Source organism: Kitasatospora sp. NPDC057015, assembly GCF_042673745.1.
Taxonomy (GTDB): domain Bacteria; phylum Actinomycetota; class Actinomycetes; order Streptomycetales; family Streptomycetaceae; genus Kitasatospora.
The window spans coordinates 23,347-37,438 of sequence record NZ_JBHUSG010000004.1 but is presented as its reverse complement, the minus strand read 5'-3'; the positions used below and the strand labels follow the sequence as shown (position 1 = coordinate 37,438).

Below are 14,092 nucleotides of genomic sequence, written 5' to 3'. Positions count from 1 at the left end.
TGCCGCCCCGCCGGCCGGTGCCGCGGCGTGGGGCGGGCCGCCGGGGCGGCCGTTCAGACGGCGGCCGGCTCGGGCTGCTCGGTCGCGGCCGGGGCGGCCGGCACCGGCAGGTGCCTCATCAGCCGGTAGGCCGCGAGCGAGGCGCCGACCAGGAAGACCAGCCCGACCACCGCGGCCACGTGCATCCCGTCCGTGAACGCCGACCGGGTGGCCTCCAGCAGGTCGCCGCCGAGCCGGCCCGGCAGCCGCCCGGCCACCGCGACCGCTCCGCCGAGCGTGTCCTGGGCGGCCTGCGCCGCGTCGCCGTCGAGCCCGGCGGGCAGCCGACCGTCCAACCGGACCTGGTAGACCGCGGCGCCGGCCGCGCCGAGCAGCGCGATGCCCAGCGAACTGCCGAGCTCGACCGCGGTCTCCGAGGTGGCGGACGCGGCGCCGGCCTGCTCGGGCGGCGCGGCGGCGACCACCATCTCGGCGGTGAGCGTCATGGTGCCGACGCTGCCGGCGGCCAGCACGCCGGCGGCGACCAGGATCAGCGCGAGCGGGGAGTGCGGGCCGACCAGCGTCATCATCCCGAAGCCGACCGCGCCCACCAGGAACCCGCCGGCCATCAGGTGGGCCGGGCGGACCCTGCCGGCCAGCGCGCCGCAGACGCCGACGGCCGCACCGACGCCGACGCTGGGGGCCAGGGACCAGAGCGAGGCGGCCAGCGGGCTCATGCCCTTGACCAGTTGCAGGTACTGCGAGGTGAAGAGGGCGAAGCCCATCATGGCGAACATCGCGACGCTGTTGACGGTGATCGCGCCGCTGAAGGTGCGGATGCGGAACAGGCCGAGGTCGATCAGCGGGTGGGCGGCGGTGCGCTGGCGCAGCAGGAAGGCGGCGCCGATCAGCAGCCCGGCCGGGACGGCGAGGGCGGGCAGGAGGCTCCAGCCGTCGACCGCCAGGGTCTTGATCCCGTAGACGATCGGGAGGATCGCGGCCATCGACAGCAGGGCGCCGGGCAGGTCGAAGCGGCCGGACCGCGGGGCGCGGTACTCGGGGAGCAGGAACGGGCCGACGAGCAGGACCAGGGCCATGACGGGGATGGCGACCAGGAAGGCCGACCCCCACCAGAAGTGGTCGAGCACCAGACCGCCGGCCACCGGGCCGAGGGTGGCGCCCGCGGTGAGCACCCCGCCCCAGGCGGCGAGCGCGACCTGGCGCTGCTTCGGGTCGTGGAACATGTTGCGGATCAGCGCGAGGGTCGAGGGCATCACGGTGGCCCCGGTGATCCCGAGCAGGGCCCGGGCGGCGATCAGCTGGTCCGCGCCGCCGGAGTAGGCGGCGAGCAGCGAGGCCCCGGCGAAGCCCGCGGCGCCGATCATCAGCAGTCGCCGGCGGCCGATCCGATCGCCCAGGGCGCCCATGGTGATCAGGAACCCGGCGAGCAGGAACGAGTACATGTCCATGATCCACAGCTGCTGGGTGCCACTCGGCTCCAGGCTCGTGCTGATGAACGGGACGGCGAAGAAGAGCACGCCCATGTCCATGCTCAGGACCAGGACGGGGAGCAGGAGGACGGCGAGGCCCGTCCATTCGCGGCGGCCGGCGAGGCCGTGGGTTGCGGTCATGAGGAAGACAGTACGAACGTGTCAGACGTTTGTCTAGTACGTATGTCTAGATCGATCGTCTTGCTCTTATGTCTTACTCATACGTCTGGTTCATATGTGCAAGACATCCGTCCAGGGCTGTCGTAGCATCGAGCCATGGGAAATCGAGAAGACCTGCTGGCCGGGGCCAAGCGCTGCCTGTACGAGAAGGGCTACGGGCGCACCACCGCCCGGGACATCGCCTCCGCCTCGGGGGTCAGCCTGGCGGCCATCGGCTACCACTTCGGCTCCAAGGAGTCGCTGCTCAACCTGGCGCTGATCGAGGCGGTCGGTGAATGGGGCGGCGCGCTGGCCGGTGCGGTGGCGCGGGCGGACGGCGGCACCGACGACCCCGAGGAGCGGTTCGTCGCCGTCTGGGACGGCGTCCTGGAGACCTTCGTCGAACACCGCGGCCTGTGGGCCGCCCAGTTCGAGGCGATCGCCCAGGTCGAGCATGCCCCCGAACTCAAGGAGCAGCTCGCCGCCGTGCAGAAGGAGGGCCGGCTCGGGCTGGCCGCGCTCTTCCAGGGCCTGCCCGAAGTACTGGACAACGAGACCGAGCTGGCCCGCGGCATGTTCTACCAGGCCCTGCTCGCCGGTCTGGCGGCCCAGTGGCTGGCCGCGCCGGAGCTGGCCCCCACCGGCCGGGACGTGCTGCGCGGCCTGCGGCTGGTCGACGACAGCGTGCCCCGGCCGGTCGCGGCGACCTGAGGACCAGCCGAGGGCCGGCAGGCCCTCGGGCCCCTTCCGCCGTCCGCCGGGTCAGTTGGTGACGGCGGTCAGCAGGACGACCGAGTCCACGTGCGCCAGCAGCCCGTGCCGCTCCTGCGGGATCGGGTGCAGCTGACCGGTGGACAGTTCGAGGCGCCGGCCCGCGATGGTCAGCGACACCCGCCCGCGCAGCACCTGCAGGCTCGCGGCGCTCGGCGCGTTGTGCTCGTCCAGGGCGGTGCCGGCGGTCAGCGCGATCACGGTCTGCCGCAGCACCCCGTCGTGGATCACCAGGTGGGCGCTGCGCCCGTGGGTGCTGGCGGCGGCCTTGGCGGCCTGTTCGTCGGCGAGCTGTACGAGATCGTCCATCGCGTCCTCCTGGAACGGGCCCCGTTCGCGACCCTAAGGCCGACCCGTCCCGTTCCGCACGCCGGCCGGCCGGCGTGCCGACCCGTCGGCGGAGCACGGTGACGGGTGCCCGCGGGGCACCTCCCGGGAGTCGCGGAACCCTGTCGGAGTACCGCCGGGCCGCCCGGGGTGCGGGGTCGGGCACCCTCCCCGATGGTGGACTCATGGCGAATCAGAATGTCCTCAGTGGAATCCAGGTCAACCGGGGCCTCCTGGTCGGCGGCGCGGTCCTCACCGGTGTCGGAGCCGTTCTCGGGCTGGCCGGCGCGGCGATGGTGGGGGTCGCCCTCGCCTCGGCCGGCCGCAGCTTCGTGCAGCGGATGGACACCCCGCCCACCGAGCTGGCGGCCCGCAAGCTCCAGGACGCGAAGGCGGCGTCACTGGCGGGCTGGGAGGTCTGGCGGACGCAGCAGCACTCCTCCAACTGACCGTCGGGCGCCGGTCCGGTCCGGATGAGGGCCGGCCGTTCGGGCCGCCCCGGCCACCGTGCCGCGGCGGCCTCGCGGCGTCCCGCGTCGCGTCGACCTACCCGGGCGGCCGGGCCGTGAGCTGCTCGCGCAGGGCCCGCTTCAGCAGCTTCCCGATGGGGTTGCGGGGCAGCGGCCCGGGGTGGAACACCAGGTGGGCGGGCACCTTGAAGGCGGCCAGCCGCCCGGCGACGTGTCCGCGCAGCCCGTGCTCGTCGGCCGCGGTGCCGGGGCGCAGCACCACCACCGCGGCGACCTCCTCGCCGAGCAGCGGGTGCGGTACGCCGACGACCGCGGCGTCCGCCACCGCGGGGTGGTCGCAGAGCACGCCCTCGACCTCCACGCAGTACACGTTCTCGCCGCCCCGGATCACCACGTCCTTGAGGCGGTCGACGACGTACACCTCGCCGTCCCTCAGCCTGGCGAGGTCGCCGGTGCGGAACCAGCCGTCGCTGAACGCCGCCGCGGTGGCCGCCGGATCGCCCCGGTAGCCGCGGAAGACCGGCTGGCCGCGCAGCCACAGTTCGCCGACCTCGCCGTCCGGCACGCTCGCGCCGCCCGGGCCGGCGATCCGGAGCTCCACACCGGGGTTGGGGCGGCCGACGCTGTCCGGGTGCTCCCGGTAGCGGTCGCCGAGGTTGGCGAGCACGCCGCCGCAGGTCTCGGTGAGGCCGTAGCCGTTGCGCGCCTCGACCCGGCCGGCGAAGCGGGCGGTGATCCTGGCGGCGAGCGCGGGCGGGGCCGGCGCGCCACCGGTGCTGATCACCCGCAGCGCGGGCAGCTCGGACCCGGCCAGGTCGGCGGCGTCCAGCAGGCCGAGCGCCGTGGTGGGCACCCCCACGAAGGTGGTCACCCGGTGCCGCTCGACCAGCCGCAGGGCCTCGACCGGGTCCCACCGGTGCATCAGGACGGCCGTGCCGCCGTGTCCCATCAGCGGCAGCAGGGTGCTGAAGGCCGCCACGTGGAAGAACGGATAGGTCATCAGGGTGGTCTGCGGCCGGACGTCGGCGAGGTCGCCGCCGGCGCAGAGCACCGCGCTGGCGGCGAAGAAGCGCGGGCCGAGCAGGGCCGCGCACCAGGCCGAACCGGTGGCCGCGACCGCCTTCGGCCGCCCGGTGGTGCCCGAGGTGTAGATCAGGGTGGCGTCGCCCTCGGGGTCGAGCGGGACGTCGGGCAGCGCCGGGGCGCCGGTCGGCGCGGGCAGGTCCTCGAAGCGTTCGGCGCCGGGGCGGGCCCGGTCGCCGACGGTCAGCAGCCGGGGCGCCGCCCCCGTACGGCGGGCGAACCAGGGGTGCATCCGGTCGGCCCGTTCGGCGTCCGCCACGACCAGGGCGGGTGCGCAGTCGTCCAGCGCGTACGCCAGTTCCTCGCTCTGCCACCAGGCGTTGAGCAGGACGGTGACCAGGCCGGCGGCCTGGCCGGCCCAGAAGGCGATCTGCCACTCGGGCAGGTTGCGCATCGCGATCACCATCCGGTCGCCGGGGCGCAGGCCGTACTCGCCGAGCAGGCGGCGGGCGAGCACGGCGGCCCGGGCGTGGAACCCGGCGTAGTCGAGCGTCCCGCCGGGGCCGGCCAGGAAGGGGCGTTCGCCGTGCGCGCGGGTGGAGTCCAGGAACTCGCGCAGGGTGCGCGGGCCGCCGGTGTACCGCGGCCCGGCCGGGCCCGTGGTGACGGCGAAGGGCATGCCGGGCGCGCGGAGTGCCGCCTGCACGCGGGTGACCAGGCGGAGCGATTCGCTCGTCATGACGTCCTCGGATGCTGCGGGTCCCGCCCGGGGTCGGGCGGCGGGCGGGCGACCGGCGGCGGGGTCGGGGGCCGGCGCCCCGCCCCGCCGCCGGAACGCGCCTACAGGCCCAGCGACTTGGCGATGATGGTGCGCATGACCTCGCTGGTGCCGCCGTAGATCCGGAACACCCGGTTGTCGGTGTAGAGCCGGGCGATCGGGTACTCCAGGATGTAACCGTAACCGCCGTGCAACTGGAGGCACTTGTCGATCACCTCGGAGGCCGACTCGGTGCAGAACAGCTTGGCGGCGGCGGCGTCCGCGACCGTCAACTCGCCGTTCTGGTAGAGCTCCAGGGCGCGGTCGACCATCGACTGCTGGGCGACCACCTGGGCCTCGCAGTCGGCCAGGGTGAACTTGGTGTTCTGGAACTCGGCCACCGCCTTGCCGAACACCTTGCGGTCCTTCACGTACCGGACGGCGAACTGCACGGCCGCGGCGGCCGAGGCGTACGCGCCGACCGCGATGGCCAGCCGCTCCTGCACCAGGTTGTGGGTCAGGTACGCGAAGGCCTTGCCCTCCTCGCCGAGCAGGTCGGCGACCGGCACCTTGACGTCGGTGAAGGAGAGTTCGGCGGTGTCGGAGGTGCGCAGGCCGATCTTCTGCAGCTTGCGGCCGACCGCGTAGCCCTCGGAGGTGGTGTCCACGCACAGGATCGACAGGCCCGCCCGGCGGTCGGCCGGGTCGTGCGGCGCGGTGCGGCAGACCACCAGCACCAGGTCGGCGAGCACGCCGCCGGTGATGAAGGTCTTGGCGCCGTTCAGCACGTAGTGGGTGCCGTCCTCGGACAGCCTGGCCGTGGTGGTGATGCCGGCGAGGTCGGAGCCGGCGCCCGGCTCGGTCATCGCGATCGCCGTCATGATGTCGCCGGAGACGAAGCCCGGCAGCCAGCGCAGCTTCTGCTCCTCGGTGGCGTACTCCATCAGGTACGGCAGCACCAGGCCGGTGTGCACGCCGGAGGAGCCGAAGGTCACGCCCGCCCGGGCGCACTCCTCGCTGACCACCGCCTGGTACTTGAAGCCCGTCTCGCCGGCGCCGCCGTACTCCTCGGGGACCTCGATGCCGTAGACGCCCAGCGCGCCGAGCTTGCGGTAGAAGTCGCGCGGCGGGTGGCCCGCGGCCTCCCAGCTCTCGTAGACCGGGACGACCTCCTTCGCGATGAAGTCCCGGATGGTCTCCCGGAAGGCCTCGTGGTCCTCGTTGAACACGGTGCGGCGCACGGTGGCGCTCCCTTCGGTGGTGCTCCAGCGGGGGGCCTGGCGCGCGCGGCGGCCAGGAGGATCGCGGCACAAGTTAATCGCGGGTAGCTTCCACTGTCCAGAGCTCTCGCCGGGGTTTCCGGCAGGCCGTCCAAGGACGGCTCACCTGGGACGATCCGGCGTCAAGTGAATCCTTGCTAGGCTGCCGGCCGGTGTACCGCGGGGTGCCCCGCACCTGGGGCGGGCCGGCGGGCGCGGGCAACGGACGGCGGGCGCGGGTTCGGCCGCGCGGGGGGCGAGCGGAGGATACGGCGGTGGAGACGCGCAGGGAGCGCCCCGGCGGCGGGCGCCGGCCGGCCGGACGCCGCGCGCAGATCCTCGCGCTGGCCGCGGACCGGTTCCACCGCAGCGGCTACCACCAGGTCTCGATGGCCGAGGTCGCGGCGGGCCTCGGCATCACCGCGCCGGCCCTCTACCGGCACTTCCGCGGAAAGCCGGAACTCCTGCGCCAGGTCGTCGGATCCGGCCTCGACGCCCTCGCCGCCGCCCTGGCCCCGGTCGGCGGAACGGACGAACTCTGCGCGGCGCTCGCCTCCACCGCGATCGACCAACGCCCGCTCGGCACCCTCTGGCAGCGGGACGCCCGGCTGCTCCCGCCCGCCTGGCGCGCCGGGCTGCGCCGCGAACTGCGCGCCGCCGTCCGGCTGATGGCCGCCGCCCTGGGCGCCGACCGGCCCGACCTGCCGCCCGTCGACGTCGAACTGCTCTGCTGGTCGGCGCTCTCGGTGTACGGCGGGCTGTCCAACCACACCTTCGCGCCGCCCCGCCGCCGGTTCGAGCGGCTGCTGCGGGACATCGGCGCCGCCCTGCTGGCGGTCTCCTTCGACGGCGCCCGGCCCCGGCCGCCGGTGACCGCGTCGGTGGCGCCCCCCGGCGCCGGGCAGCGCCGCGAGGAGCTGCTCTCGGCCGCCGTCCGGCTGTTCCACGAGCGCGGCTTCGACAACGTGAGCACCGACCGGCTCGGAGCCGCGGTGGGGATGTCGGGGCCCAGCGTCTACCACCACTTCGACAGCAAGGCGGCCCTGCTGGCCGCCGCGCTGGTCCGCAGTCGCGAGCGGCTCTGGCACGAGGTGGAGGCCGCCCTCGCCGCCGGCGCCGCCGAGGGCGCGGCGCTGGAGGCCGGCCTGCGGGCGTACATCGACTTCGCCCGGCGGCACGGGCACTACCTGGGGGCGATGGTCGGCGAGACCGAACGCCTGGCTCCGGCCGACCGCCGGGCGGCCCTGGACTTCCGCCGGGACTTCCTGCGGACCTGGGTCGGACTGCTGCGGCAGCTGCGCCCCGAGTACGACGACGCGGAGGCCAGGATCCGGGTGCACTCGATGTTCGCCCTGGTCAACGACGGGGTCCGGAACCGGCCGCACAGTGCCAGAGCGGATCTCGCGGACTGCCTGGAGCGGATGAGCCGGGCCGTCCTCGGCCTCTGAGGCCGGCAGGCCGGCGGGCCGGGCGCCCGCCCCCGCGCTGGTGGGGCGGCCGCCCGGCCCGGGGCCGGCCGCGCGCGGGCCGCGAAGCCCGGGCGCGGCCTCGGCCGGCTAGTACAGGACGAAGGGGTAGTAGACCTTGGCCGAGAGGTTGCCGTTGCCCTGGAGGGCGCCGACGTCGCCGGCGTTCCCGGCCACCCCGGCGGAGTTGTTCTGGTTGGCGCCGCCGGAGCCGGTGGCCGACTGCTGCGAGCCGTTGGCGTTGCCGAGGACGCCGCCGACGATGTTGCCGGACCCCACGTTGCTGACGACGCTGCTGTTCGAGTCGAGCGCGGAACCCGCGCCGTTGTCGGCCTGGGCGGTGCCGATGCCCGCGAGGAGGAACGCCCCGAGGGCGGTGACGGCGGCGACTGCGCGAATGCGGGACACGATGGTCTCCTGGAGGTCGGTGCGAGAAGTGGCGCCTCCGGAGTGGCCGCCCCGGGTGCGCCGTTGCCTGGCGTCGCCCGACCAGCATTCACCAGGGCCCGGTGGGGATCCACCGAATGGAGCACAATTCGCCCGATGGTGTCACAAAGGCGGAATAAACGGAGAACCCTCGGGTGATCTCCCGGGACGCGGTCGATCGGTGAACCTCCTTCGGGCGCAGGCTCGTTCGGGACGGAAGGCCGGGCTCGACGTCGATGCGGGCGAAGTGGCGGGCGGCCCGGGCGGCGCCGCGTCCGTTCCGAGCTGACGAAGGGTCCGGTCCGGACGGTCCGCCGAATAAGCAATGGTCCGGGCGATAGTCGTACTGGCACACTGGGGCCTCATGTCTGAAGGCCACCGCCCCGACCCCGCGCCCGTCGAGGATCTGCGTACGACCGAGGTCGACCTCGGCGGTCTGGTGAGCGTCCTCGCCACGCACCTCTACTCCACACCGCTGGTCGCGCTGCGCGAACTCGTCCAGAACGCCCACGACTCGCACACCAGGCGCCGGCTGGAGGACCCGGACGGCGGCCACACCCCGCTGATCCGGGTGCGTGGCGACGCGGCCCGGCGCACCGTCGGCATCGAGGACACCGGCGCCGGCCTGACCGAGCCGGAGATCCACGCCTACCTCGCCACCGTCGGCACCGGCTACACCCGGCTGCTGCGCGAGGTCACCGGCAACGACGAGCTGATCGGCGCGTTCGGCCTCGGCTTCCTGTCGGCCTTCTCGATCGCCGACGAGGTCACCGTCACCACCACCTCGCACCGCGAGCCCGGCCTCGGCCACCGCTACCGCAGCCGGGGCGGCGAGCAGTACAGCGTCGAGCCGGTCGCCGCCCGCGCCACCCCCGGCAGCGCCGTCGAGCTCACCCTCAAGACCGAGCACGCCCACCTGGCGGACGAGCACGCGCTGCGCGAGGTGCTCACCCGCTACTGCGTGCTGCTGCCCATCCCGGTCTTCGTCGGGGACGACGAGCGGCCGGTCAACGACGTGCCGGTGCCCTGGCGGGGGCCCGCCGAGGGCGACCGCCACGAAGCCCGGATGCGCTTCGCCGCCGCCTTCGGCCGCCGCTTCGAGCCGCTCACCGCCTTCCCGCTCACCCCGGCGGGCGCCGACACCGACGCGGTCGGCCTGCTCTGGGTGCAGGACGGCGGCACCTACGGCAGCAGCGACAACCGCGACCTCGCGGTGTACCTGCGCGGCATGCTGCTCTCCGACGACGCCCGCGACCTGCTGCCCGGTTGGGCCGGCTTCATCGGCGGCGTCGTCGAGTCCAACCTGCTCACCCCCACGGCGAGCCGCGAGGACCTCCAGCGCGACGGGCACTACCGGGCCCTGCAGCGGGCCCTCACCGACGCCATCGTCGACGGACTGTACGAGACCGCCCGGCTCCGGCCCGCCGCCTGGCGCCGGATCCTCGCTCGGCACGGCCAGGACCTGCTCGGCGCCGCGCTCTGCGACGACCGCCTGTTCACGCTGCTCGCCGACGACGTCCCCGTGCCCACCTCGCAGGGCGACCTGACCGCCGGTGCGCTGCGGGCGGCGGGCGGCGGCGCGGTGCACATCGCCCTGGGCAGCGGCGGCGGCTTCGAGGAGATGCTGTACCGCGCGATGCGGGTGCCGATCGCGCGCGGCGACCGCTACGCGGTGCTGCCCTTCCTGCGCCGCTACGCCCAGCTGCGGGACTGCCGGATCGTCGAACTCGGCAGCGCGGACGGCAACCGCGAGCTGTTCCGCGACCCCGAGCGCCCGCTGCCGGCCGAGGAGAGCGCCTGGCTGGCGGCGGCCCTCGCCGACGAGGGCGAGCAACTCGTCCCGGCCCGCTTCGAGCCGCCCGGCCTGCCGCTCGTCCTCGTCCCCGACCGGGAGGCCGAGCTCAAGGCCCGGATCGAGGACGACCGGGCGGACGCCCGGATCCCGTCCGCTGCCCTGCGGCTGGCCCGCGCCTTCACCGCGCGCACCGACGGCGAGGTCAGGGCCAGGCTCTACCTCAACCTGGCCGCGCCCGCCGTGCAGGACCTGCTCGCCGCCTACCGCACCGGGCACACCGGCGCCGCCACGGCGGCCGGGCTGCTGCGATCGCTCAAGGTGATCATGGCCGCGGCGGCCGGCCCCTCCGCCGGCTCGCCCGCCGGCGACCTGACCGCGGCACTGGCCGGGATCGGCACCGCGGTCTCGGCCCTGACGGCGGCTCTGCCGCCCGGCCTGCCGACGGTGCCGGACACCCTGCCTGACGGTCCGCCGGACACCCTGCCTGACGGTCCGCCGGACACCCGGTCGGACGGCGCGGACACCGGACCGGAGCAGGGGGCCGGAGCCTGAGCCCGATCCGCCGGCCCGTGGCCCGGGCCGTCCGCACGCCGCCCGGTCGTGCGCCCGCCGCCCGGTCGTGCGCCCGCCGCCCGGTCGTGCGCCCGCCGCCCGGTCGTGCGCCGGTGCCGGCACCGGCCGCGCGCCCGTCAGCAGCACCCCGTTGAGCAGCACCCCGTTGACCTGTACCCCGTTGACCTGCAGCCCGTTCACCAACAGCCCGTTGACCAGCAGCGCGTCCGTCCGCCGCGCCCAGTACCGCCCGCAGGGGGAGAACGCATGAGCACCGACATCTGGGCCTGGGTCCACGACACCCACCAGCAGCTGGCCGAAGCCGGCCACCACCGGCTGGCCGAGGCCATCTACGAACTCCCCGGCCACGCCAACGAGGGCCGCAACGAGCAGCTCGACGCGGTGTTCCCCGAGGCGCTGGCCGCCGCGCGGGCCCTGGAGCTGCCCTGGGTCGAGGTCTACCTGCGGCACTGGCGGATGCAGAACCTGCTGAACAAGCGCCACCAGGGCGAGCAGGCACTCCCGGAGGCCGTGGACCTGCTGGAGTTCGCCCACCGCGAGCAGACCGAGGGCTGCCCGCAGTCCGTCTGCGTGGTGCAGGACTTCGCGATCTGCCACGCCCGGGTCGACGGCCCCGGCTACGTCCCCGAGCGGCTCGCCGTCCTCGGCGAGACCCTGGAGCGGATCGAGCCCGCCCGGGCCTGCTTCGACTGCCTCTCCCGCGAGTACTCCGACGCGTTGGAGGACGACGGCCGGCCCGAGGAGGCGCTCACCCACCTCGACACCGCCGGCGCCCGGATGCAGGCCGCGGGCCAGCGGCTGTCGCTGCACTTCCACCACTCCCGGGCCGGCACCCTGCACCTGCTCGGCCGGGACGAGGAGGTCCTCGCGCTGCTGGACGGCGCGGAGAGCCGCGAACGGGCCCGCGGTCGCGAACTCGACGACAGCGACCGCCGCTGGGGAGCCCTGCTCCGGGCCAGGGCGCTGGCCCGGCTCGGCCGTACCGGCGAGGCCCTCGCCCTGCTGCCACCGCTCGCCGAGGCCGAACAGCACGCGGACCTGCGGCCGGCCTGGGTCACCACGGTCGAGACCCTGGTCGCCGCCGGCGCCCACCCGAACACCGCCGAACTCGGCGTCGCCGTCACCGGCTGGGTCGGCTACCTCGACGCCGCCGGCGCCCACCGCCCCTGCCTGGACCTGCTGCTGGCGGCCGGCCGGCTCGCCCTCGGTCGGGGCGCCCGGACGGTGGCCCTGACCCTCGCCGCCACCGGGGAGCGCAAGCTCACCCGGCTGCGCCGCACCGAGGGCGTGGCCGAGCAGGTCGCGGCGCTGCGGGCGGACGCCGAGGCCCTGCCCGAGCCGGAGCTTCCGGTGCCGCCCGGTGAGCTGGTCGCCCTGCTCGCCGCCCGCGAGGGGGCGGGATCGCCCGAGACCGACGTCGACCTGGTCGCGGCCGCCCGGAGCCGGCACCGGGGGCACCCGGCCGAGGCCACCGACCTCGTCCTGCACCTCGCCGGGCTGCTCGGCGGGCTCGGCCACACCCGGGCCGCCGCCGACCTGCTCTGGGAGCGGCTGGAGCAGGATCCGGGCCACGAGCAGCTCACCGGTCTGCTCGGCGCCGTCCTGATCGACGCCGGGGACGGCGACGGAGTGCGCCGCCTCGCGGACCGGCTGATGGCCACCAGCCCCGCCGACGCGCACTGGACGAGGGCCCGCTGGGCCGCCGCCGAGAGCCGCTGGGCCGAGGTCGGCGAGCACTGCGCCGCCCTGCTGGCCGAGGAGCCCACCCGGATCAACACCCGGCGGCTGGCCGCGGCCGCCGCCACCGAGCTCGGCGACCACGCGCGGGCGCAGCGGCTGTACGAGGAGATCCTGCTGCACGCGCTGCCCGCCGAGGGCACCGCGCCCGAGGAGCAGCACCGCACCGTCCAGGAGCCCGACCTCTGGCACCTGATCACCGCGGCCACCGCCAACCGCGACTGGGCCGCCGTGCGTTCGGCCGGGGCCCGGATCGGCATCGAGTTCGACCGGCCGGACGGCCCGGTGGACGAGGAGTGGCAGCTCGTCACCGTCCGGGCCACCCGGACCAACGGCGCCACCGCCGACCTCCCGGCGGTGCGCACCGGGCCGGCCACCGCCCGCCTGCTGCCCGTGCTCGGGGACGACCTGGCCCTCAACCACGGCGACGTGGTGGTCTTCGCCCCGGCGCTGCTGGATCCGCCGCCCGGCGAGGACGCGCCGGAGCAGGTCCGGGAGCGCTGGCGGCCGGTCTTCCGCCTGCTCACCCTGCTGGACCCGGCGGGCTTCACCACCTACTGGATCGACGGCGCCTGGCCGGGCGACCGGAAGTGGACGGCGTTCCGGCGGGCCCTCGCCGAGGCCGGGTACGGCGTGTGGGCCTACAGCTCCGACGAGTACGCCGTCACCGACCCGAAGGACGCGGACGAGATGCTCCCCGGCATCTACGCGGCCGTCGGCGTCCCGCCCACCGCCCGGGCGGCCGAGGCGGACGCCCTGCTGCAGCGGCTGACGAAGCGCTGGAAGCACCCGCTCGCCTGGGTGGACCTGGCGAAGGCGGCCGGCGCGGACACCGCCCGCCACCAGGAGATCGTCGAGCGCTACGGCCTCTGAGCCCGCAGGCCCGGGCCGCACCGCCCGGGCCTGCGGCGTGCCCTCCGGCCCGGCGGCGTACGCCGGGCCGGGTGGGCGCGGGCCCGTTCGAGTAGCGTCGCCGGCCCCTGAGGTTCGTCCACGAACTCCCTCGCCGTCCCGACTCTCCCGCGAATCCCGTGAACCCCGTCGCCGCCGGTGATCTGACGGGCCGTCCCGGGCGCACGCCCCGGTACTTGGCAAATGCTTTACTCTTTCATTGCCAAGCGTCGACCTTTCAGGAGTGCCGCCACCGTGACCAGCCTTGCCCTCGGCCCGTCCTGGCTCGACCCGACCACCCTGATCTCCACCTTCGGGCTGGTCGGGATCCTCGCCATCGTGTTCGCCGAGTCGGGCCTGCTGATCGGCTTCTTCCTGCCCGGCGACTCGCTGCTCTTCACCACCGGCATGCTGGTGGCCGGCGGCACGTACCTGCAGCAGCCGCTCTGGCTGGTCTGCGTGCTGGTGGTGGCCGCCGCGGTGGCCGGCGACCAGGTCGGGTACCTCTTCGGCCGGAAGGTCGGCCCCGGCCTGTTCAGGCGGCCCGACTCCCGGCTGTTCCAGCAGGAGAACGTGGAGAAGGCCGCCGCGTTCTTCGAACGGCACGGGCCCAAGGCGATCGTGCTGGCCAGGTTCGTGCCGATCGTGCGGACCTTCACCCCGGTCATCGCCGGGGTGAGCCGGATGAACTACCGCTCCTTCGTGCTCTTCAACGTCATCGGCGGCGTGCTCTGGGGCGCGGGCGTCACCGTGCTCGGCTACTTCCTCGGACAGATCGCCTTCGTCAGGGACAACATCGAACCGATCCTGATCGCCATCGTGCTGGTCTCCGCGGTGCCGGTCGCGATCGAGCTGCTCCGCGCCCGCCGCGTCGCCGGGCGGGGCCCCCCGGGGCCGCCCGCCGGCCCCCCGGGGGCGGGGGGGGGCCGCCGCCCCCCGGGGGGTATAAAAAAAGGAGCGGGCCGCCGC

General features: G+C 75.0%; 11 protein-coding genes. 6 read left to right on the top strand and 5 right to left on the bottom strand.

Going from position 1 to position 14,092, the window contains the following annotated elements; genetic code table 11:
• Positions 1-53: 53 nt before the first annotated feature.
• On the bottom strand, positions 54-1,610 hold the full coding sequence (locus ACFTWP_RS05020) for an MFS transporter (RefSeq protein WP_380262805.1): 1,557 nt from the start codon (positions 1,608-1,610) through the stop codon (positions 54-56).
• Between the two features lie 135 nt (positions 1,611-1,745).
• On the opposite strand from ACFTWP_RS05020, the gene ACFTWP_RS05015 reads away from it, so the two are divergent.
• Positions 1,746-2,339, top strand: coding sequence for a TetR/AcrR family transcriptional regulator (locus ACFTWP_RS05015; protein ID WP_380262803.1), 594 nt, complete (start codon positions 1,746-1,748; stop codon positions 2,337-2,339).
• Positions 2,340-2,390: 51 nt separating this feature from the next.
• Here ACFTWP_RS05015 and ACFTWP_RS05010 read toward each other — a convergent pair whose 3' ends face one another.
• On the bottom strand, positions 2,391-2,708 hold the full coding sequence (locus ACFTWP_RS05010) for a cupin (protein ID WP_380262801.1): 318 nt from the start codon (positions 2,706-2,708) through the stop codon (positions 2,391-2,393).
• A gap of 203 nt (positions 2,709-2,911) precedes the next feature.
• On the opposite strand from ACFTWP_RS05010, the gene ACFTWP_RS05005 reads away from it, so the two are divergent.
• Complete coding sequence (locus tag ACFTWP_RS05005; RefSeq protein ID WP_380262799.1) at positions 2,912-3,175, top strand: hypothetical protein; 264 nt, start codon at positions 2,912-2,914, stop codon at positions 3,173-3,175.
• 97 nt (positions 3,176-3,272) lie between these two features.
• Here the strand turns inward: ACFTWP_RS05005 and ACFTWP_RS05000 are convergent, their stop codons facing one another.
• Positions 3,273-4,958 (bottom strand): class I adenylate-forming enzyme family protein, encoded by a 1,686-nt coding sequence (locus ACFTWP_RS05000; protein WP_380262797.1) that lies wholly within the window; start codon positions 4,956-4,958, stop codon positions 3,273-3,275.
• A gap of 101 nt (positions 4,959-5,059) precedes the next feature.
• Complete coding sequence (locus tag ACFTWP_RS04995) at positions 5,060-6,217, bottom strand: acyl-CoA dehydrogenase family protein (RefSeq protein ID WP_380262795.1); 1,158 nt, start codon at positions 6,215-6,217, stop codon at positions 5,060-5,062.
• Between the two features lie 293 nt (positions 6,218-6,510).
• Here ACFTWP_RS04995 and ACFTWP_RS04990 point away from each other — a divergent pair, with 293 nt between their 5' ends.
• The gene (locus tag ACFTWP_RS04990; protein WP_380262793.1) at positions 6,511-7,683 is read left to right on the top strand and encodes a TetR/AcrR family transcriptional regulator; all 1,173 of its coding nucleotides are present in this window, start codon (positions 6,511-6,513) and stop codon (positions 7,681-7,683) included.
• 108 nt (positions 7,684-7,791) lie between these two features.
• Here the strand turns inward: ACFTWP_RS04990 and ACFTWP_RS04985 are convergent, their stop codons facing one another.
• A complete protein-coding gene (locus ACFTWP_RS04985) occupies positions 7,792-8,109 on the bottom strand; it encodes a hypothetical protein (protein WP_380262791.1) in 318 nt (105 codons plus the stop codon).
• Between the two features lie 382 nt (positions 8,110-8,491).
• Between ACFTWP_RS04985 and ACFTWP_RS04980 the strand changes: the two genes are divergently transcribed.
• The 3 genes from ACFTWP_RS04980 to ACFTWP_RS04970 all read left to right on the top strand — a co-directional run.
• Complete coding sequence (locus ACFTWP_RS04980) at positions 8,492-10,474, top strand: ATP-binding protein (RefSeq protein WP_380262789.1); 1,983 nt, start codon at positions 8,492-8,494, stop codon at positions 10,472-10,474.
• A 267-nt stretch (positions 10,475-10,741) separates the two neighbouring features.
• Entirely contained in the window at positions 10,742-13,105 is a 2,364-nt protein-coding gene (locus ACFTWP_RS04975) for a hypothetical protein (RefSeq protein ID WP_380262787.1), read from the top strand.
• 273 nt (positions 13,106-13,378) lie between these two features.
• On the top strand, positions 13,379-14,092 hold a 714-nt coding region (locus ACFTWP_RS04970), incomplete at its 3' end, for a DedA family protein (RefSeq protein ID WP_380262785.1).

Excerpts from the sequence above, each read along its gene's own strand:
- ACFTWP_RS05020 (WP_380262805.1), bottom strand. The coding sequence starts at position 1,610 with ATGACCGCAACCCACGGCCTCGCCGGCCGCCGCGAATGGACGGGCCTC.
- ACFTWP_RS05015 (WP_380262803.1), top strand. The coding sequence starts at position 1,746 with ATGGGAAATCGAGAAGACCTGCTGGCCGGGGCCAAGCGCTGCCTGTAC.
- ACFTWP_RS05005 (WP_380262799.1), top strand. The coding sequence starts at position 2,912 with ATGGCGAATCAGAATGTCCTCAGTGGAATCCAGGTCAACCGGGGCCTC.
- ACFTWP_RS05000 (WP_380262797.1), bottom strand. The coding sequence starts at position 4,958 with ATGACGAGCGAATCGCTCCGCCTGGTCACCCGCGTGCAGGCGGCACTC.
- ACFTWP_RS05010 (WP_380262801.1), bottom strand. The coding sequence starts at position 2,708 with ATGGACGATCTCGTACAGCTCGCCGACGAACAGGCCGCCAAGGCCGCC.
- ACFTWP_RS04975 (WP_380262787.1), top strand. The coding sequence starts at position 10,742 with ATGAGCACCGACATCTGGGCCTGGGTCCACGACACCCACCAGCAGCTG.
- ACFTWP_RS04980 (WP_380262789.1), top strand. The coding sequence starts at position 8,492 with ATGTCTGAAGGCCACCGCCCCGACCCCGCGCCCGTCGAGGATCTGCGT.